Here is an 18,259-nt window from a genome sequence, read left to right on the forward strand (position 1 = left end):
ACCGCCGGGTCCGTAAGACGAACCTGATGTTGCACTGCACAGTCAGCTTGAATGCGATTGGCCGTTTCTTTACGGTCTATCGGCGGCGGGCACAACACTAAACAGCACGGCGGGGCCAACTGCGGACAGCGGCATGGATCCCCGCCCGGATCCAACCCCCTTTTCCCCGCCGCGCAGGAGGAAGCCCAGCAATGTCCACGCCTGAAACCGCCCCGATTCTGGTCAGCCGCGACGGGGCCGTCGCCACTGTCACCCTCAACCGGCCGGAAAAACTGAACGCCATGGATCTGCCGATGTGGCAGGGGCTGGCTGATGCCTTTGCCGCCCTGAACGCCGACTCCGGGGTCCGGGCGGTGGTGCTGCGCGGGGCCGGGGGGAAGGCCTTTGCCGCCGGGGCCGATATCGCCGAATTTGATACCGTCCGGGCCACGGCGGAGCAGGCGAAGGACTATGACCGCATCATGCGCGGGGCGCTGACGCTGGTGCGCGACTGCCCGCACCCGGTGGTGGCCCGCATTGACGGGGCCTGCGTCGGCGGCGGGCTGGAGCTGGCCTGTATGGCCGACCTGCGGATCTGCGGCGAAAGCAGCCGCTTCGGCGTGCCGATCAACCGCATCAGCGTGGTGATGGCCTACCCGGAACTGGCGGGGATCCTCAATCACATCAACCCGGCGGCGGTGCTGGAAATCCTGCTGGAAGGAAAAATCATCGGCGCAGCCCATGCGGAACGCATTGGACTGGTGAACCGTGTCGTCGCAGACGATATGCTGGAGCAGGACGTGGCCGACACGGTCCGGCGGATCACCGCCGGGGCGCCGCTGGTCAACCGCTGGCACAAGGCATTCGTGCGGCGGCTGACCGGTCATCCGGCCCCGATTTCAGACCGCGAGCTGGACGAATGCTATGAGTTTCTGGCGACAGAAGACTACACCGAAGGCCTCGGTGCCTTCCGGGACAAGCGGAAAGCCGCCTTCACGGGCCGATAAGGCCGCCGCTGGGGGGACGACTCCGGTGTCGTCCCCCGGCCCGGTGCCGCGTCTGGGGCAGATGCCCGAGGATCGTGATCCGGTGGTGTGGGTGCTGTCCGATGACCGGGCCGGAAACACCAGTCAGGCGCTGGGCGTGGCCGAGGCGCTGGGCTGGGAATTCATCACCAAGGATGTCCGCTACACCTGGGCCGGGCGGCTGCCCAACCTGCTGCGGCAGGCCTCGCTGATCGGGGTGGATGCCGCTTCCGGGGCGGCGATGGTGTCGCCGTGGCCGGATCTGGTGATTGCCGCCGGGCGGCGCACCGCCCCGGTGGCCCGCTGGATCAAGCGGCGGAATCCGTCCGCTTACCTGTGTCAGATCATGTGGCCGGGCGCGACCGGCCTGAAGGATTTTGACCTGATCGCGGTGCCGTCGCATGATCACCTGCCGGGCCTGCGCGACAATGTTATGCGCGTCACCGGGGCTCCGCATCGGGTGACGGAAGGCCGTCTGGCGATTGAGGCCGCCCGCTGGCATGGGCGTCTGGGCAGCCTGAAGCGGCCACTGTTTGCCCTGATCGTCGGCGGATCCACCAAAAACCGGACGTTCACCACTGAGATGGCCCGGGATCTGGGCGAACAGGTCGGGGCGATGGTGCGGGCCAACGCAGGGTCTCTGGTGGTCACCACCTCCCGCCGCACCGGGCGCGAGGCGGAAACCGCGCTGATGGAAAGCCTGCCTGCCCCGGCCCATGTCTTCCGGTGGGGCGACAAGGGCGAGAACCCCTATTTCGGCTATCTGGCCCATGCCAGCGCGGTGATTGTCACCGGCGATTCCGTCAGCATGGTGTCGGAGGCCTGCGCGACGCAGGCCCCGGTCTATGTCTACGCGCCACCGGCCCTGATTACCCCCAAGCATGCCCGCCTGCACCAGAACCTGTATGCGCTGGGTCTGGCGGAACCGCTGTCGGGCCTGTACCGCCCGTGGGTGCATCCGCCGCTGAATGCGGCCAGCGATATCGCCGCCACCATCCGCCGGGCGTTGGTCGGGGACCGGGTATAGGATGTTTCCGCCAACGGAAGAGTGGCCGGAAGCATAAGAAAATCCCCCGTACCGAGGGTGACGGGGGATTTTTTCCGTGCCTCAGGGCGTGGATCAGCCCAGCAGCAGCTTATCGTCGTCCAGTGCTTCGTTCCGCACCCGGGCGAACTGGTCGAGCAGGTCCTGCACGGTCAGGCCCTTACGTTTGTCCCCGGCAATGTCCAGCACGATCCGGCCTTCATGCAGCATGATGGTGCGGTCGCCATGGTCCAGCGCATGGCGCATGGAATGGGTGACCATCAGGGTGGTCAGCTTCTGGTCCCGCACGATGCGGTCGGTCAGGCCCATCACCATGGCGGCGGTCTTGGGGTCCAGCGCGGCGGTGTGTTCGTCCAGCAGCAGGATCCGTGACGGCTGGAGGGCAGCCATCAGCAGGCTGACCGACTGGCGCTGACCGCCGGAGAGCAGGCCCATCTGGGCCCCAAGGCGGTTTTCCAGCCCCAGCCCCAGATCCCGCAGGGTGTCGCGGAAGCGGTCGCGGCGTCCGGCATCCAGTGCCAGACCGAACCCCCGGCGGTTGCCGCGCCCGGCGGCAAGGGCTAGGTTTTCTTCCACCGTCATATCGCCGCAGGTTCCGGCCAGCGGGTCCTGGAACACCCGGGCGACCAGACCGGCGCGGCGGTGCGACGGCCATGCCGTCACGTCCTGCTCGTCGATGGTGATGGCCCCGCTTTCCGGCTGGTAATCCCCGGCCAGAGCATTCAGCAGGGTGGACTTGCCGGCACCGTTGGAGCCGATGACGGTGACGAATTCCCCGGCCGGGATATCCAGCGTCACGCCGCGCAGGGCAAGGCGTTCGGTCGGGGCACCGCGGTTGAAGGTCAGATGCAGATCGGAACAGCGGATCACGGCTTGTCTCCGGCGGTCGGGCTGGCGGCGGTCGGGCGGGCTGTCTGGGTCCGCTTGGCGCGGCGGCTGGCAGCTTCCCGCTTCAGGCGCGGCAGGATCAGGGCCAGACCAACCAGCAGGGCGGTCATCAGGTTAAGGTCGGAGGCGGTCAGCCCCAGCACGTCGGCATTCAGCGCAAAGCCGATGGCCAGACGGTACATCACCGATCCGGCGAGGCAGGCCAGCAGCATCCACAGCACCGACCGGGCGGGCAGCAGCGTTTCGCCGATAATGACGGCGGCCAGACCGATGACGATGGTGCCGATGCCCATGGTGGCGTCGGCAAAGCCGTTGGCCTGTGCGAACAGCGCCCCGGCCAGCGCCACCAGCCCGTTGGACAGGCCCATGCCGAGGTAGGTGGCGGCATCGGTGGAAATGCCATTGGCCCGGGCCATGCGCGGATTGCTGCCGGTGGCGCGCAGCGCCAGACCGGACTCGCTGTTCAGATACCGGGCCAGCAGCAGGGCGACCAGCACGGTGATCACCGCAAACAGGATCGGCTTCATCCAGTAATCCGGCATCCCGAAGCCCTGAAACGGCGTCAGGACGGTATCCACCATCAGCAGCGGCACGTTGGGGCCGCCCATCACCCGCAGGCTGACGGTGTACAGCGCCGTCATGGTCAGAATGCTGGCCAGCAGATGCAGGATGCCGAAGCGCAGGTTCAGCACGGCGGTCACCAGACCGGCGGCAGCCCCGGCCAGTACGGCGGCAAAGCTGGCGATAAAGGGATCAACCCCCTTGGTGATCAGGGTGGCGGCCACGGCGGCCCCCAGCGGAAAGCTGCCGTCCACGGTCAGGTCGGGGAAGTTCAGCACCCGGAAGGACAGATAGACGCCAAAGGCGACCAAAGCATAGACCAGGCCGATTTCGACCGAGCCCAGCAGGGCAATCACGGACATGGGGGGTAACTCTCGGTTCCGGTAAAACAACCGGCCTCCGGCGGGTGCCGGAGGCCGGGCCTGTCAGCAGGGGATGATCAGTCGATCACCTTGGTGGCACGCTTCAGCACGGCATCGGGAATGGTGACGCCCTGCGCGGCGGCGGCCTTCTTGTTGACCGACAGCTTGGAGGAGGAGGCGGTGCGGGTGGCGATGGAACCCGGCTTTTCGCCCTTCAGCACCCGCGCCACCACGGTGGCGGTCTGAATGCCGAGGTCATGGTAATCGAAGCCGACGGCGGCGACGGCCCCGCGTTCCACGGAGTCGATGTCGGCGGCAAACACCGGGATCTTATTGTCGTTGCCGACCTTGACCACGCTTTCCAGCGCCGAGACGATGGTGTTGTCGGTCAGGGTGTAAATGGCATCGACCTTGCCGACCAGACTCTGGGTGGCAGCCAGCACGTCGGACGACTTGTTGGCGGCGGCGGTGACGATTTCAAACCCGGCGGCCGGACCGGCCTTCTTCAGGGCGTTGATCAGCGACACGGCGTTGGATTCACCCGGATTGTACGGCACGCCGATCTTCTTGGCATTCGGCAGGAAGGCGCGGATCAGGTCCAGATGTTCGTCCAGCGGCAGCATGTCCGACAGGCCGGTGACATTGGTGCCCGACGGATCCAGCGACGGCACCAGCTTGGCGCTGACCGGGTCGGTGACGGCGGAGAAAATCAGCGGAATGTCGCGGGTGGCGGTGGCCACGGCCTGCGCCGACGGGGTGGCGATGGCGACGATGGCGTCCGGCTTTTCGCCCACCAGCTTGCGGGCGATCTGGGCGGCGGTGGCCGGGCTGCCCTGCGCGCTTTCGTAGGTGAACTTCACGTCGGGGAAGCCCTGCGCCTTCAGGCCTTCCTTGACGCCGTCGCGGATGGCGTTCAGGGCCGGATGTTCAACAATGGCGGTGACGGCGACGTACTTGGACTCAGCCAGCGCCGGGGTGGCGAGGACGGACGCCGACAGCAGGGCGGCGGACAGCAGGGCGGCAGGGCGCCCGGAACGGAACATCGACATGGAGCCTCCGAAGGCAACTGCCCCGGGGTGGGGCGAAATCCAGTTGGCTGTCCGGTTGTAAAAGGTTCATCCGCCCCGGTCTACCCCGTCGTGCTATTCCCCCATGCGGCAACAGGGGGCGGTCACAGCGTCAGCCCCAGCAGCACGGCGGTCAGCGGGCTGTCCGGCTGTGCCAGCGGGGCAATCACGTCAAAGTGGTTGTGACCGTCAGACTCCAGCGCCAGCGCCGCCTGCCCGAACCCGGCCCACATCTGGGCCAGCAGCAGGTTCTGGCGTCTGAACTCCGGCAGTTCCGCCCCGCCACACCACGCCACCACCGGCACTTCCGGCAGCGGGGTCAGCAGGGCCGGGCTGAGGTTGCCCGCCGACTCCGGGGTCAGGCGCAGGGAATCGTTCAGCCGGGTACCCAGCAGCGGGCGCAGGTCGTGCAGGCCGCTGATCGAGACCACCCGTGACAGCCGGGCCCGTTCCCCGGCCCCCAGCGGCCCTTCGTCGCACATCATCAGGCTGACCAGATGCCCTCCGGCGGAATGGCCGGTCAGGATCAGCGGCCCGGCGACGTCCCGCGCGGCGGTGGCGATGGCGGCGGCAATCTGGCTGGCAATCTGCTCCACCGTCACCGCCGGACACAGGTCATAGCTCGGCATCGCCACCGCCCAGCCGTGGGCCAGCGGCCCGGCGGCGAGATGGCTGGCCGTCGATTTGTCGAAGGACACTCAGTAGCCGCCATGGATGAAGACAATGAGCCCCTGCGGGGTGCCGTCCGGCAGGAACAGGTCAAACCGGTGGCGCGGGCCGGGGCCATAGGGCAGATCCAGCCGGGCCCGGTCGCCGCAGGCCCCCCGGAAGGCGGCGGCGTCGCGCGTCCAGCCTTCAAAGATCGCGGCATGGTCCGGTACGGCGGCCCGGTTGGAATAGGCGGCGTCCCAGTCGAGGACCATCGGCCAGAAAGCGCTGACGGTATAGGGCGGACGGGCGGCCTCAGGGCTGCCGGAGGTGCCCCCGCTGCCGGATTTCTTGGCGGACGCGGCGGGGGAACGGCTCATGGTGCAGACTCCTGATGCGGTGGGATTTCCATCCCCTCTGTCTGGGGGCAGTCTGCCAGCAATTCAAGGGTCCGGCAATTGTGCAGGACAGGGCAGGGGCTTGGTGCGGTGCAGAAATTTTAAGTTTGAAATTTTAGGCTTGAAATAGTTTCCCGGTTGCGGTGTCATCGTTGCAGAACAGATGACTGCCCAGACCCGGCCCGCCGATGGCCGCCGGGCGGGCGAGGAGCGGAGGCACCCATGAAAGTAGCCTGTCTTGGCGGTGGTCCTGCCGGATTGTACTTCGCCATCAGCATGAAGCTGCGGGACCCCTCGCACGAGATTGTGGTGGTGGAGCGCAACCGCCCCTACGATACCTTCGGCTGGGGCGTGGTGCTGTCGGACGAAACCCTCGGTCATCTGGAAAAGAATGACCGGCGCAGCGCGGAGATGATCCGCGATGCCTTCGCCTACTGGGATGATATCGCCGTCCATCACCGTGGGCAGGTGGTGCGCTCCGGCGGGCATGGGTTCTGCGGTATCGGTCGCCGGAAGCTGCTGAATGTTTTGCAGGACCGCTGCGTCGAGCTGGGGATCGAGCTGCGCTTCGAGACCGAGATCAACGGCGCCGAAGAGTTTGCCGGTTATGATCTGGTGGTGGCCTGCGACGGCATCAATTCCAGAATCCGCAGTCAGTACGCCGATGTGTTCAAACCCGATATTGAACAGCGGGCCAACAAGTACATCTGGCTGGGCACCCACCAGAAGTTTGACGACGCCTTCACCTTCATCTTCGAGGAAACCGAACACGGCTGGGTGTGGGTCCACGCCTATCAGTTTGATCCGGAGACGGCGACCTTCATCGTCGAATGTTCGGAAGCGACCTGGCGTGGTCTGGGCTTTGATCAGATGGATGGCCCGCAGACCATCGCCGCCTGCGAAAAGCTGTTTGCCAAATACCTCGGCGGTCACAGCCTGATGTCCAACGCCCGCCACCTGCGCGGCTCGGCATGGCTGAACTTCCAGCGTGTGCTGTGCGAGAAGTGGTCGCATGGCAATGTGGTGCTGATGGGCGATGCCGCCGCCACCGCCCATTTCTCCATCGGCTCCGGCTCGAAGCTGGCGGTGGAAAGTGCGATTGCGCTGGCCGACTACCTGCATTCCGAACCGACCCTTCAGGCAGCGTTTGACCGTTACGAGGCCGACCGCCGGGTTGAGGTGCTGAAGCTGCAAAGCGCGGCCCGCAACTCCACCGAATGGTTCGAGGACGTGGAACGCTACCTGCATCTGGATCCGGTGCAGTTCACCTATTCGCTGCTGACCCGGTCGCAGCGCGTCAGCCATGAAAACCTGCGCCTGCGTGATGCGGCGTGGCTGGAGGGGGCAGAAAAGTGGTTTGAGCAGCAGGCCACCGGCACCGTCCCGGCCACCGCCCGCCCGCCGATGTTCACCCCGCTGACCCTGCGTGGCGTCACCCTGCCCAACCGCATCGTGGTATCGCCGATGGCGCAGTATTCCGCCACCGATGGCCTGCCGGGTGACTGGCATTTTGTGCATTACACCAGCCGGGCGCTGGGCGGGGCCGGGCTGGTCACCACGGAAATGACCTGTATTTCCGCCGATGCCCGCATCACGCCGGGATGTACCGGTCTGTATAGCGATGCGCAGGAAGCCGGATGGGCGCGCATCGTTGACTTCATTCACGCCGAAACCCCGGCCAAGATCGCCATCCAGCTGGGGCATGCCGGGCCGAAGGGATCGACTCAACTGGGGTGGGAAACCATGGATGCGCCGCTGGCGGAGGGCAACTGGGGCCTGATTGCCCCGTCAGCCGTGGCGTGGTCGGACGGCAACCAGACCCCCCGCGCCATGACCCGCAACGATATGGACCGGGTCCGTGATGATTTTGTCGCCGCTGCCCGCCGTGCTGCCCGGGCCGGATTTGATGTGCTGGAACTGCACTACGCCCACGGCTACCTGATGTCGGCCTTCATCACCCCGCTGACCAACCGGCGGGAGGATGAATATGGCGGGTCGCTGGAAAACCGCATGCGCTTCCCGCTGGAGGTTTATCATGCGGTGCGGGCGGTGTGGCCGGATGACCGCCCGGTCAGCGTCCGCATCTCCGCCAGTGACTGGGTCGGTGACGACGGGATCCGCCCGGAAGACGCGGTGCAGATTGCGGCGATGCTGAAAGAGGCCGGGGTGGATATCGTTGATGTCTCCGCCGGGCAGACCAGCACCAAGGCCCGCCCGGTCTATGGCCGGATGTTCCAGACCCCCTTCGCCGACCGGGTGCGCAACGAAGCCCGGGTGGCGACCATGGCGGTCGGCAACATCTTCGAACCCGATCATCTGAATTCCATCCTGATGGCGGGCCGTGCCGACCTGTGCTGTCTGGCCCGCCCGCATCTGGCTGATCCCTACTGGGGCCTGCATGCGGCGGTGAAGCTGGGGTACGAGGCGATGCCATGGCCGAAACAGTACCGCTCCGGGCGGGATCAGGCCTACCGGCTGGCGGCGCGCGGGCCGGAACAGATGACCGGAAAGGTGTGATGTGATGACGGGTCTGGCCGGAAAACATGCGGTGGTGACCGGTGGCGGCACCGGTGTCGGGGCGGCGATTGCCCGGGCGCTGGTGGCGGCCGGGGCCACTGTCACCGTCACCGGGCGGCGGGAACAGCCGCTGCGCGCTCTGGCGGCAACCGTTCCCGGCCTCGACTGGGTCAGTGCCGACAGCACCGATGAGGCGGCGGTGGAGGCCCTGTTTGCCACCGTCCGCCAGCGCCATGGCCGGGCCGATATTGTGGTGGCCAATGCCGGGGCGGCGGAAAGCCGCCCGTTCGGCAAGACCTCGCTGGATCTGTGGACCCGGATGCTGACCGTCAACCTGACCGGCAGCTTCCTGACCTGCCGCGCCGCCCTGCCGGATATGCAGGCGGCGGGCTGGGGGCGGCTGGTGATGGTGGCCTCCACTGCCGGGCTGAAGGGCTATCCCTATGTCAGCGCCTATGTCGCCGCCAAACACGGCGTGGTCGGCCTGACCCGGGCGCTGGCGCAGGAAACCGTGCGCAGCGGTGTCACCGTCAATGCCGTCTGTCCCGGCTTTACCGAAACCCCGCTGCTGGCCGAGGCGGTGCAGACCATTGTCAGAAAAACCGGGCGGACCGAGGCGGACGCCCGGGCCGAACTGGCCGCCAGCAACCCGATGGGCCGCTTTGTGCAGCCGGAGGAAGTGGCCGCCACCGTGCTGTGGCTGTGCAGCGACGGGGCGGCTGCCGTCACCGGACAGGCGCTGTCGGTGTCAGGAGGCGAGATATGAGCCGGATTGAACTGTCCCCCAGCAAGCAGCGCCTGCGCTTGTGGCTGAAACTGCTGCGCCTGACGCGCGGCGTCGAGGCCGAGCTGCGGGAGCGGCTGCGGGTGAATTACGGGGCGACGCTGCCGCGGTTTGACGTGATGGCCGCGCTGTTCCGCGCCGACGAGGCCCGGGCCGACCATGGCCTGACCATGACCGAGCTGTCCCGCGCCCTGATGGTGTCCAACGGCAATGTCACCGGCATCATTGAACGGCTGGTGGAAGACGGGTTCGTCCAGCGCCGCCCCGATGAGACCGACCGCCGCACCACGTTCGTGCAGTTGACCGAGGCCGGGAAAGCCGCCTTTCAGGACATGGCGAAGGCGCATGAGGGGTGGGTCAATGATCTGCTGTCGCCGCTGGCCCCGGCGGAGGTCGATCACCTGATCGAGGTGCTGAACGCCCACCGCGCCGCCCGCACCACCCCGGAATAACCAGAGGAATGCCCCGATGAGCCGTGCGACCGATTTCAACCCCGTCACCTATACCCCGGACCATTTCCGCTGGAGCTTCGGCGACGATGGCGTTGCCGTGGTGATGCTGGACCGTCCGGACCGCAAGAACCCGCTGACCTTTGAGTCCTATGCCGAGCTGCGCGATCTGTTCCGCACGCTGGTGTACGCCGATGCGGTCAAGGCGGTGGTGTTTGCCTCCAACGGCGGCAATTTCTGCTCCGGCGGCGATGTGCATGACATCATCGGCCCGCTGCTGGACCGCGACATGCGTGGCCTGCTGGAATTCACCCGCATGACCGGCGATCTGGTCAAGGCGATCCGGTCATGTCCGCAGCCGGTGATTGCGGCGGTCGATGGCATCTGCGTCGGGGCCGGGGCGATGGTGGCGCTGTTTTCTGACCTGCGGATCGGCACACCCCGCGCCAAAACCGCCTTCCTGTTCACCCGGGTCGGTCTGGCCGGCTGCGACATGGGGGCCTGCGCCATGCTGCCGCGTGTGATCGGGCAGGGCCGGGCGGCGGAACTGCTGTACACCGGGCGGGTGATGACGGCGGCGGAAGGGGAGCACTGGGGCTTCTTCAACCGCGTGGCCGCCCCTGAAGCCCTGTTGGACGAGGCGCTGGCACTGGCCCGCAGCCTCGCCGCCGGGCCGAATTTCGGCCACATGATGACCAAGACCATGCTGAATCAGGAATGGTCGATGACGCTGGATCAGGCGATTGAGGCCGAGGCGCAGGCGCAGGCCATCTGCATGCAGACCCGTGACTTCGGCCGGGCCTATGAAGCCTTCGTCGCCAAACAGCAGCCGGTGTTCAAGGGGGACTGACCGCCATGGCCGATACCACATTCCTGCACTGGCCGTTTTTCGAGGACCGCCACCGCACGCTGGCGGCGGAGCTGGACCGCTGGGCGGCGGACCATCTGGCGGCGGTGGACCACAGCGATACCGACACCGCCTGCCGGGATCTGGTGCGGCGGCTGGGTCAGGATGGCTGGCTGCTGCACTCTGCGCCCGATCCGCAAGCTGAAGGGGCGCGGCTGGATGTCCGCACCCTGTGCCTGATCCGCGAAACGCTGGGCCGTCACGATGCGCTGGCGGATTTCGCCTTTGCCATGCAGGGGCTGGGGGCGGGGCCGGTTTCCCTGTTCGGCACCCCGGAACAGCGCCGCCGCTGGCTGCCGCTGACCCGGACCGGCAAGGCGATTTCCGCCTTCGCCCTGACCGAGCCGAAATCAGGGTCTGACGTTGCCACTATGGAGATGGCAGCGGTGCGTGATGGCGACAGCTACGTGCTGAACGGGGAAAAGACATGGATCTCCAACGGGGGTATCGCCGACGTCTATGTGGTGTTCGCCCGCACCGGGGCGGCTGCCGACGGGGCGAAAGGGCTGTCGGCCTTCATCGTGCCCGCCGATACGCCGGGCCTGACGGTGGCGGAGCGGTTGCAGACCATCTCGCCGCATCCTTTAGCCCGGCTGGCCTTCACTGACTGCCGGATCCCGGCGTCGTCCCTGCTGGGGGCGGAAGGGCAGGGCTTCAAAATCGCCATGGCAACGCTGGATGTGTTCCGCTCCACCGTCGGAGCGGCGGCGCTGGGCTTTGCCCGCCGGGCGCTGGACGAAAGCCTGTCGCGGGCCAGCCAGCGCCACCTGTTCGGCAATCCGCTGGCCGACCTGCAACTGGTGCAGGGCATGCTGGCAGAGATGGCGCTGGCCGTCGATGCGGCGGCGCTGCTGGTTTACCGCGCCGCCTGGACCAAGGACAGCGGTGCCCCCCGGGTGACGCGCGAGGCGGCGATGGCCAAGCTCTACGCCACCGAAGCGGCACAGGAGGTGATCGACAAGGCGGTGCAGATCCACGGCGGCGACGGCGTGCGCTCCGGCCATCCGGTGGAAAAGCTGTACCGAGAGATCCGCGCCCTGCGCATCTACGAAGGGGCATCGGAAGTGCAGAAAGTGGTGATTGCCCGGCAGGCCCTGATGGGCTGATCCGGGCAGGGCGTTTGCTGAAAACCGGGACCGACCAAAAAATCAACCGGCCCGGAACAAGAGTCAGGTCAGAAGCGGGAAAAACGGGCGGAACCGTCCAAAAAAACAAAAACGATGATGAACAGAGGCTTGACCATAAGGAGGCGGACATGCTGGGTCCCACCGCGCATGTCGATACCTTTACCCGGGACAATCTGCCGCCGCTGGAACGCTGGCCGCAGCTTGATCTGAGCCGGGAAGCGTATCAGTACCCGGAGTATCTGAATGCCGGGGTCGAACTGACCGACCGGCTGGTGGAACAGGGCTTCGGCGACCGGATTGCCCTGAAGAGTGATACTGAGGCCATTTCCTACCGTGACCTGTCGGCGCTGACCAACCGCATCGCGCAGGTGCTGGTGGAAGACCTGAAGGTGGTGCCGGGTGAGCGGGTGCTGATCCGCTCCGCCAACAATCCCCGGATGGTTGCCTGCTGGCTGGCGGTGATGAAGGCCGGAGCGGTGGCGGTCAACACCATGCCGCTGCTGCGGGCGGTGGAGCTGACCAAGGTGGTGGACAAGGCGGAAATCCGCGTTGCGCTGTGCGACCGCCGTCTGGAAGAGGAAATGCACCTCTGCGCCGCTGCCAGCCCGTTCCTGAAAAAAGTGGTGTACTTCGACGGGACCGGCACCGGCGCGGATGATCTGGAACGGCGGCTGGCCGGGAAGGATCCGGCTTTTGCCCCGGTGCGGACCGGGCGCGATGATGTGGCGCTGCTGGGCTTTACCTCCGGCACCACCGGGGCCCCGAAGGCCACCATGCACTTCCACCGCGACATCCTGATCATTGCCGACGGCTATGCGCAGGAAGTGTTGAATCCGCAGCCGGAGGACGTGTTCATCGGCTCCCCGCCGCTGGCCTTTACCTTCGGGCTGGGCGGTCTCGTGGTATTTCCGCTGCGCTTCGGGGCCACGGCCTGTCTGGTGGAGGATGCCCGCCCGGCCAGCCTGCTGGCGTCGATCCAGCGGCATCAGGCGACACTGGTGTTCACCGCCCCCACCGCCTACCGGGTCATTCTCGCCACCCTGCAACAGCAGGGCAGCACCGATGCCGTGGCCAGCCTGCGGGCGGCGGTGTCGGCGGGGGAAACCCTGCCGCCGTCCATCTGCCAGATGTGGATGGAACGCACCGGCAAGCCGATCCTCGACGGGATCGGGGCGACGGAAATGCTGCACATTTTTATCTCCAACCGCTTCGGCGAAATCCGCCCCGGCTCCACCGGGCGGGCGGTGCCGGGCTATACGGCGATGATCGTCGATGATGCCATGACCCCGCTGCCGCCGGGATCGGTCGGCAAACTGGCGGTGCGCGGGCCGACCGGCTGCCGCTACATGGCTGATGACCGGCAGGGCACCTACGTGCGCGATGGCTGGAACCTGACCGGCGACGCCTTCCGCATGGATGAGGACGGCTACTTCTGGTTTGCCGCCCGCACCGACGACATGATCGTGTCAGCCGGGTACAACATCGCCGGGCCGGAGGTGGAAGACGCCCTGCTGACCCATCCTGATGTCGCCGAATGTGCGGTGATCGGGGTGGAGGATGAGGACCGAGGCCAGATCGTACAGGCCCATGTGGTGCTGAAAGATGGGACCGGGGCCGGACCGGAGAAGGTGAGGGAGTTGCAGGATTATGTGAAAAGCCGGATCGCGCCGTACAAATACCCGCGATCCATCGTTTTCACCGATGCCCTGCCGAAAACCGCCACCGGCAAGATCCAGCGCTTCCGCCTGCGCGATGCAGCAGCCTGATCAATCCTGTACTTTCTAAAAAAAGTGTTCTCGTTTCAGGATGATGCACGCCAATAATGGCAGCGACGCCGCGCCACGGAAACAAATCGGTGGGCGGCGAAACAGGGAGAACAAAACCATGACCTTGCGGAAGATCCTTCTGGGGGCGGCGGCCGCCACCACGCTGGCGCTGGTGTCCGGGGCTGCCTCGGCGGAAGGGACCAAGATCGGCATGATCACCACCCTGTCCGGCAGCGGTGCCGGTCTGGGGATTGATGTGCGCGACGGCTTTATGCTGGCGGTCAAGCAGGGCGGCGGCAAGCTGGGAGGCAAAGCCGTCGACGTGCTGATCGAGGATGATGCGCAGGCCCCGGATAAGGCCAAGCAGATCGCCGAAAAGTTTGTGAAGAAGGACGAGGTCAAGGTGATGACCGGCATCATCTGGTCCAACCTTGCCCTTGCCGTGGTGCCGGGAGTCCTGAAGGACGGCGTCACCTATATTTCCACCAATGCCGGCCCCAGCCAGCTGGCCGGGGAAAAGTGTGATCCCGGCTACTTCAACGTGGCATGGCAGAACGACAACCTGCATGAAGGCACCGGCAAATACGTGAACGATGCCGGATTCAAGAATGTCTTCCTGCTGGCCCCCAACTATCCGGCGGGCAAGGATGCCATTGCCGGCTTCCAGCGTTACTACAAGGGCGGGGTGGCCGGGTCGCTGTTCACCAAGGTCGGCCAGACCGATTATGCTGCCGAAATCGCCGCCATCCGCGATGCCAAGCCGGATGCGGTCTACTTCTTCCTGCCCGGTGGCATGGGCATCGCCTTCATGAAGCAGCTTCAGCAGGCGGGCCTGAAGGTGCCGGTGTTCGGTCCGGCATTCTCCTTCGATCAGGATGTGCTGCCCGCCATCGGCGATGCGGCGCTGGGCGTCAAGAATGCCTCCCAGTGGTCGAAGGATCTGGACAACCCGGCCAACAAGGCCTTCGTCGCCGCCTTCCAGAAGGAATATGGCCGTCTGCCGTCGCTGTATGCCTCGCAGGGGTATGATGCGGCGCACCTGATCGGCTCTGCCCTGAAGAGCACGGACCCGAAGGATGCCAAGGCGTTCCAGGCGGCGGTGAAGAAGGCGGACTTTGCTTCGGTGCGCGGGGCCTTCGTCTTCGGGCCGAACAACCACCCGGTGCAGGACATTTACGTCCGCGAAGTGGTGAAGGAAGGCGACGTGCTGACCAACAAGGTCATCGGTGTCGCCTTCCGTAACCATCAGGATGCCTATGTCGACCTCTGCAAGATGCAGTAAGGCCGCCCTCGGGCTTCCGGGCTGATCCCGGCGGCGGGGCACCGCGCCCCGCCTCCGGGATCCCCCACCCGTTTTCCTTCCAGACAACCGGGGATACCGACATGTCAGCTGCGTTCCTGCTGGAGCAGCTTCTCAATGGTGTTCAGTTCGGGGTCATGCTGTTCCTGATGTCAGCCGGGCTGACACTGGTGTTCGGCGTGATGGGGCTGATCAATCTGGCGCACGGCTCGCTGTATATGGTCGGGGCCTTTGTCTGCGCATGGGTGGCCGGGGCGACCGGATCGTTCTGGCTGGGTCTGCCCGCCGGGCTGATTGCCGCCGCCGCCGCCGGGGCCGCCGTGGAAGTGCTGGTGATGCGCCGCCTGTATGACCGCGATCACCTTGATCAGGTGCTGGCAACCTTCAGCCTGATCCTGATCTTCTCCGAAGGCACCCGCTGGATCTTTGGCAACCAGCCGCTGTACCTGAACATTCCGCCGCTGCTGTCCGGGGTGATCCCGCTGCCCGGCGACGGGGGCTATCCGCTGTACCGGGTGGCGATCATCGCCGTCGGCATTGTGGTGGCGATCGGGCTGTACCTGCTGATTTCCCGCACCCGGCTGGGCATGCAGATCCGCGCCGGGGAAGCCGACCGCGAGATGATCGGCGCGCTGGGGGTGGATATCAAGACCCTCTACACCGTGGTGTTCGCGCTGGGGGCGATGCTGGCCGGGGCCGCCGGGGCGCTGGTCGGGGCGTTGCAGTCGGTGCAGGTGGGGATGGGGGAATCCGTCCTGATCCTTGCCTTCGTCGTGATTGTCATCGGCGGGATCGGCTCCATCAAGGGGGCGCTGGTGGCGGCGCTGCTGGTCGGGTTGGTCGATACGCTGGGGCGGGCCTTCCTGCCGCGCCTGCTGACGCTGGTGATGCCGGCGTCGGATGCGGGCACCACCGGATCGGCGCTGGCGTCGATGGCGATCTATCTGGTTATGGCGGCCATTCTGGCATGGCGGCCCAAGGGACTGTTTCCGGCCCATGGATAACTCACGCAGCAACTCATTCCTCCGCAGCCGCGAAGGCGTGCTGACCGTGGCGGCGCTGGCGGTTCTGCTGGCCGCGCCGCTGGTGGCGCAGGCAGCGGGGCAGACCTACTTCATTTCCCTCGCCTCCCGCGTGGCGATTCTGGCGCTGGCCGGGGTCGGGCTGAATCTGGCGCTGGGCACCGGCGGGATGATCAGTTTCGGTCATGCCGCCTTCTTCGGGCTCGGCGGCTATGTCGCCGGGGCGATGGTATTCCATGCGCAGGAAGGCGGGCGGTTCCTCGGCCTGCTGGAGGGCACCCAGCAGGCGCTGGTGTCGTGGCCGCTGGCACTGGGGATCGCGGGGATTGCCGCCCTGTTCATCGGGGTGATCAGCCTGCGCACCAGCGGCGTCTACTTCATCATGATCACGCTGGCCTTCGCCCAGATGTTCTATTACCTCGGCCTGTCGTTCCCGACCTATGGCGGGGAAGACGGGATGACCCTGTACGAACGCTCGACGCTGGGCGGGCTGTCGGTGTCGGGGGATCTGCCGTTCTTCTTCGTCTGCTTCGGGGCGCTGCTGCTGGCGCTGCTGCTGTGTTCCCGCCTGATCAGCTCCCGCTTCGGGGCGGCCCTGATGACGGCGCGGCAGAACGAGACCCGCCTTGCCACCGTCGGCATCAATCCGTTTCCGGTCAGGCTGACCGGGTTCGTGATCTCGGCGATGATCACCGCACTGGCCGGGGTGCTGCTGGTGGAACAGAACGGCTTTGCCAGCCCGTCGCTGCTGTCGTGGCACCGCTCCGGCGAGATCATGATTTTCGTCATCCTTGGCGGGGTCGGGCGGCTGATCGGCCCGGTGCTGGGGGCGGCGGTGTTCATCCTGCTGGAAACCGTGATCGGCGGCTACACCGACCGCTGGCAGCTGGTGCTGGGGCTGGTGCTGCTGGGCATCGTGCTGTTTGCGCGGGGTGGTCTGGTCGGCCTGCTGGCGGGGAGGGCGCGCCATGACTGATCTTCTGGTTCTCAACGGCTTGCAGAAGCATTTCGGGGCCCTGCGCGCCACCGATGATGTCTCGCTGTCGGTGCGGCCCGGCACCCTGCATGCGCTGATCGGTCCCAACGGGGCGGGCAAATCGACCCTGATCGGCCAGATTGCCGGAACCATCACCCCCGACCGTGGCACCATCACCTTCCGGGGCGAGGATGTCACCCCGCTGACCCTGCCGCAGCGGGCCCGGAAAGGACTGGGGCGGACCTTCCAGATTTCCTCCCTGATCCCGGAATTTTCGGCGCTGCGCAATGTGATGCTGGCGGTGCAGGCCCGGCAGGGCAGCAGCTTCCGCTTCTGGGGCCGGGTGATGGCCGACCGCAGCCTGACCGGACCGGCGCAGGCCTGTCTGGAGCGGGTCGGTCTGGCCGACCGCGCCCGGGTGCCGGTCAGCGATCTGTCGCACGGCGAACGGCGGCAGCTGGAACTGGCGGTGGCGCTGGCGCTGGAACCGGTGCTGCTGCTGCTGGACGAGCCGATGGCCGGTCTGGGGCCGGAAGAGTCCCGCAAAATGACCGATCTGCTGCATACCCTGAAGCGGGAAACCGCCATGCTGCTGGTTGAACACGATATGGACGCGGTGTTTTCACTGGCGGATGAGGTCTCGGTGCTGGTCTACGGGCGGGTGATCGCCAACGGGCCGGTGGCGGAGATCCGCACCTCCGCCGCCGTGCGCGAAGCCTATCTGGGGGAGGACGCGTGATGCTGACCGTCAGCGGTCTGGAAACCTTTTACGGCCCCAGTCAGGCCCTGTTCGGGGTCGATCTGTCGCTTCAGCAGGGGCAGGTTCTGGCCCTGATGGGCCGCAACGGCATGGGCAAGACCACCACCATCCGCTCCATCATGCGGCTGACCCCACCGAAGCGTGGCACCGTCCACTTTGCCGGGCAGGATCTGGCCGGGTTGCAGGCTTTCCGCGTGGCCCGGCTGGGGCTGGGGCTGGTGCCGGAAGGGCGGCGGGTGTTTGCCCCACTGTCAGTGGAGGAAAACCTGCGCGCCACGGCGCGGGAGGCGGAGGACACCGGCGGCTGGACCCTGCAACGGGTCTATGCCCTGTTTCCGCGCCTGCGGGAGCGGGCCGGGCAGGCGGCGCGCACCCTGTCCGGCGGCGAGCAGCAGATGCTGGCGGTCGGCCGGGCGCTGATGACCAACCCGCGCCTGCTGATCCTCGACGAGGCCACCGAAGGGCTGGCCCCGCTGATCCGGGCGGAAATCTGGTCGGCGATTGCTGCCCTGAAGGCGGAAGGCCTGTCGATTCTGGTGGTCGATAAACACCTGAAGGATCTGCTGCCGCTGGCCGATGCCTGCGTGGTGCTGGAAAAGGGCCGCTCCGTCTGGGCGGGCAGCCCGCAGACCCTTCAAGGGGACGCTGACCTGCAACACCGCTATCTGGGGGTGTGAG

18 protein-coding genes are annotated in these 18,259 nt (G+C 66.4%); 13 read left to right on the forward strand and 5 right to left on the reverse strand.

Annotated elements, in window-relative coordinates; genetic code table 11:
- The first annotated feature begins 191 nt into the window (after positions 1–191).
- The gene (locus FHS48_RS11900) at positions 192–986 is read left to right on the forward strand and encodes an enoyl-CoA hydratase-related protein (protein ID WP_184263775.1); all 795 of its coding nucleotides are present in this window, start codon (positions 192–194) and stop codon (positions 984–986) included.
- 25 nt (positions 987–1,011) lie between these two features.
- A complete protein-coding gene (locus FHS48_RS11905) occupies positions 1,012–2,031 on the forward strand; it encodes a mitochondrial fission ELM1 family protein (RefSeq protein ID WP_311769130.1) in 1,020 nt (339 codons plus the stop codon).
- A gap of 93 nt (positions 2,032–2,124) precedes the next feature.
- Here FHS48_RS11905 and FHS48_RS11910 read toward each other — a convergent pair whose 3' ends face one another.
- The 5 genes from FHS48_RS11910 to FHS48_RS20145 all read right to left on the reverse strand — a co-directional run bounded on the left by FHS48_RS11910 (position 2,125) and on the right by FHS48_RS20145 (position 5,955).
- Complete coding sequence (locus tag FHS48_RS11910; RefSeq protein ID WP_184263776.1) at positions 2,125–2,919, reverse strand: ABC transporter ATP-binding protein; 795 nt, start codon at positions 2,917–2,919, stop codon at positions 2,125–2,127.
- Positions 2,916–3,860, reverse strand: a complete 945-nt coding sequence (locus FHS48_RS11915; protein WP_184263777.1) for an ABC transporter permease — start codon at positions 3,858–3,860, stop codon at positions 2,916–2,918. Before FHS48_RS11915 ends, FHS48_RS11910 begins: the two co-directional genes overlap by 4 nt.
- A gap of 77 nt (positions 3,861–3,937) precedes the next feature.
- Positions 3,938–4,909: an ABC transporter substrate-binding protein gene (locus FHS48_RS11920; protein WP_221443485.1), complete on the reverse strand. Its 972-nt coding sequence runs from the start codon at positions 4,907–4,909 to the stop codon at positions 3,938–3,940.
- 122 nt (positions 4,910–5,031) lie between these two features.
- Positions 5,032–5,625 (reverse strand): alpha/beta hydrolase, encoded by a 594-nt coding sequence (locus FHS48_RS20140; protein WP_260402450.1) that lies wholly within the window; start codon positions 5,623–5,625, stop codon positions 5,032–5,034.
- Positions 5,626–5,955, reverse strand: coding sequence for a hypothetical protein (locus tag FHS48_RS20145; RefSeq protein ID WP_260402451.1), 330 nt, complete (start codon positions 5,953–5,955; stop codon positions 5,626–5,628). It lies immediately after the preceding gene.
- 240 nt (positions 5,956–6,195) lie between these two features.
- Here FHS48_RS20145 and FHS48_RS11930 point away from each other — a divergent pair, with 240 nt between their 5' ends.
- The 11 genes from FHS48_RS11930 (at position 6,196) to FHS48_RS11980 (ending at position 18,258) form a co-directional block, all read left to right on the forward strand.
- Positions 6,196–8,490, forward strand: a complete 2,295-nt coding sequence (locus FHS48_RS11930; RefSeq protein WP_184263778.1) for a bifunctional salicylyl-CoA 5-hydroxylase/oxidoreductase — start codon at positions 6,196–6,198, stop codon at positions 8,488–8,490.
- A 4-nt stretch (positions 8,491–8,494) separates the two neighbouring features.
- Complete coding sequence (locus FHS48_RS11935) at positions 8,495–9,256, forward strand: SDR family NAD(P)-dependent oxidoreductase (protein ID WP_184263836.1); 762 nt, start codon at positions 8,495–8,497, stop codon at positions 9,254–9,256.
- On the forward strand, positions 9,253–9,726 hold the full coding sequence (locus tag FHS48_RS11940) for a MarR family winged helix-turn-helix transcriptional regulator (protein WP_184263779.1): 474 nt from the start codon (positions 9,253–9,255) through the stop codon (positions 9,724–9,726). The genes FHS48_RS11935 and FHS48_RS11940 overlap by 4 nt, the downstream gene beginning before the upstream one ends.
- A 16-nt stretch (positions 9,727–9,742) precedes the next feature.
- Positions 9,743–10,573: an enoyl-CoA hydratase family protein gene (locus tag FHS48_RS11945; RefSeq protein ID WP_184263780.1), complete on the forward strand. Its 831-nt coding sequence runs from the start codon at positions 9,743–9,745 to the stop codon at positions 10,571–10,573.
- 5 nt (positions 10,574–10,578) lie between these two features.
- Entirely contained in the window at positions 10,579–11,736 is a 1,158-nt protein-coding gene (locus FHS48_RS11950; RefSeq protein ID WP_184263781.1) for an acyl-CoA dehydrogenase family protein, read from the forward strand.
- A 149-nt stretch (positions 11,737–11,885) separates the two neighbouring features.
- Entirely contained in the window at positions 11,886–13,523 is a 1,638-nt protein-coding gene (locus FHS48_RS11955; RefSeq protein ID WP_184263782.1) for a benzoate-CoA ligase family protein, read from the forward strand.
- Positions 13,524–13,641: 118 nt separating this feature from the next.
- Positions 13,642–14,805 (forward strand): ABC transporter substrate-binding protein, encoded by a 1,164-nt coding sequence (locus FHS48_RS11960; protein ID WP_184263783.1) that lies wholly within the window; start codon positions 13,642–13,644, stop codon positions 14,803–14,805.
- 101 nt (positions 14,806–14,906) lie between these two features.
- Complete coding sequence (locus FHS48_RS11965; protein ID WP_184263784.1) at positions 14,907–15,827, forward strand: branched-chain amino acid ABC transporter permease; 921 nt, start codon at positions 14,907–14,909, stop codon at positions 15,825–15,827.
- Positions 15,820–16,821: a branched-chain amino acid ABC transporter permease gene (locus FHS48_RS11970; protein ID WP_184263785.1), complete on the forward strand. Its 1,002-nt coding sequence runs from the start codon at positions 15,820–15,822 to the stop codon at positions 16,819–16,821. Before FHS48_RS11965 ends, FHS48_RS11970 begins: the two co-directional genes overlap by 8 nt.
- Positions 16,814–17,560 carry an ABC transporter ATP-binding protein gene (locus tag FHS48_RS11975; RefSeq protein ID WP_184263786.1) on the forward strand — a complete coding sequence of 249 codons (747 nt, stop codon included), beginning with the start codon at positions 16,814–16,816 and terminating at the stop codon, positions 17,558–17,560. Before FHS48_RS11970 ends, FHS48_RS11975 begins: the two co-directional genes overlap by 8 nt.
- The gene (locus tag FHS48_RS11980; RefSeq protein WP_184263787.1) at positions 17,560–18,258 is read left to right on the forward strand and encodes an ABC transporter ATP-binding protein; all 699 of its coding nucleotides are present in this window, start codon (positions 17,560–17,562) and stop codon (positions 18,256–18,258) included. The genes FHS48_RS11975 and FHS48_RS11980 overlap by 1 nt, the downstream gene beginning before the upstream one ends.
- The last annotated feature ends 1 nt before the right edge of the window (position 18,259 follow it).

This window comes from Novispirillum itersonii (assembly GCF_014205675.1).
Taxonomy (GTDB): Bacteria; Pseudomonadota; Alphaproteobacteria; order Rhodospirillales; family Rhodospirillaceae; genus Novispirillum; species Novispirillum itersonii_A.

Excerpts from the sequence above, each read along its gene's own strand:
- FHS48_RS11915 (WP_184263777.1), bottom strand. The coding sequence starts at position 3,860 with ATGTCCGTGATTGCCCTGCTGGGCTCGGTCGAAATCGGCCTGGTCTAT.
- FHS48_RS11980 (WP_184263787.1), top strand. The coding sequence starts at position 17,560 with ATGCTGACCGTCAGCGGTCTGGAAACCTTTTACGGCCCCAGTCAGGCC.
- FHS48_RS11945 (WP_184263780.1), top strand. The coding sequence starts at position 9,743 with ATGAGCCGTGCGACCGATTTCAACCCCGTCACCTATACCCCGGACCAT.
- FHS48_RS11960 (WP_184263783.1), top strand. The coding sequence starts at position 13,642 with ATGACCTTGCGGAAGATCCTTCTGGGGGCGGCGGCCGCCACCACGCTG.
- FHS48_RS11930 (WP_184263778.1), top strand. The coding sequence starts at position 6,196 with ATGAAAGTAGCCTGTCTTGGCGGTGGTCCTGCCGGATTGTACTTCGCC.
- FHS48_RS11955 (WP_184263782.1), top strand. The coding sequence starts at position 11,886 with ATGCTGGGTCCCACCGCGCATGTCGATACCTTTACCCGGGACAATCTG.
- FHS48_RS11970 (WP_184263785.1), top strand. The coding sequence starts at position 15,820 with ATGGATAACTCACGCAGCAACTCATTCCTCCGCAGCCGCGAAGGCGTG.
- FHS48_RS11975 (WP_184263786.1), top strand. The coding sequence starts at position 16,814 with ATGACTGATCTTCTGGTTCTCAACGGCTTGCAGAAGCATTTCGGGGCC.
- FHS48_RS11935 (WP_184263836.1), top strand. The coding sequence starts at position 8,495 with ATGACGGGTCTGGCCGGAAAACATGCGGTGGTGACCGGTGGCGGCACC.
- FHS48_RS11940 (WP_184263779.1), top strand. The coding sequence starts at position 9,253 with ATGAGCCGGATTGAACTGTCCCCCAGCAAGCAGCGCCTGCGCTTGTGG.
- FHS48_RS11950 (WP_184263781.1), top strand. The coding sequence starts at position 10,579 with ATGGCCGATACCACATTCCTGCACTGGCCGTTTTTCGAGGACCGCCAC.
- FHS48_RS11900 (WP_184263775.1), top strand. The coding sequence starts at position 192 with ATGTCCACGCCTGAAACCGCCCCGATTCTGGTCAGCCGCGACGGGGCC.
- FHS48_RS11965 (WP_184263784.1), top strand. The coding sequence starts at position 14,907 with ATGTCAGCTGCGTTCCTGCTGGAGCAGCTTCTCAATGGTGTTCAGTTC.
- FHS48_RS20145 (WP_260402451.1), bottom strand. The coding sequence starts at position 5,955 with ATGAGCCGTTCCCCCGCCGCGTCCGCCAAGAAATCCGGCAGCGGGGGC.
- FHS48_RS11920 (WP_221443485.1), bottom strand. The coding sequence starts at position 4,909 with ATGTCGATGTTCCGTTCCGGGCGCCCTGCCGCCCTGCTGTCCGCCGCC.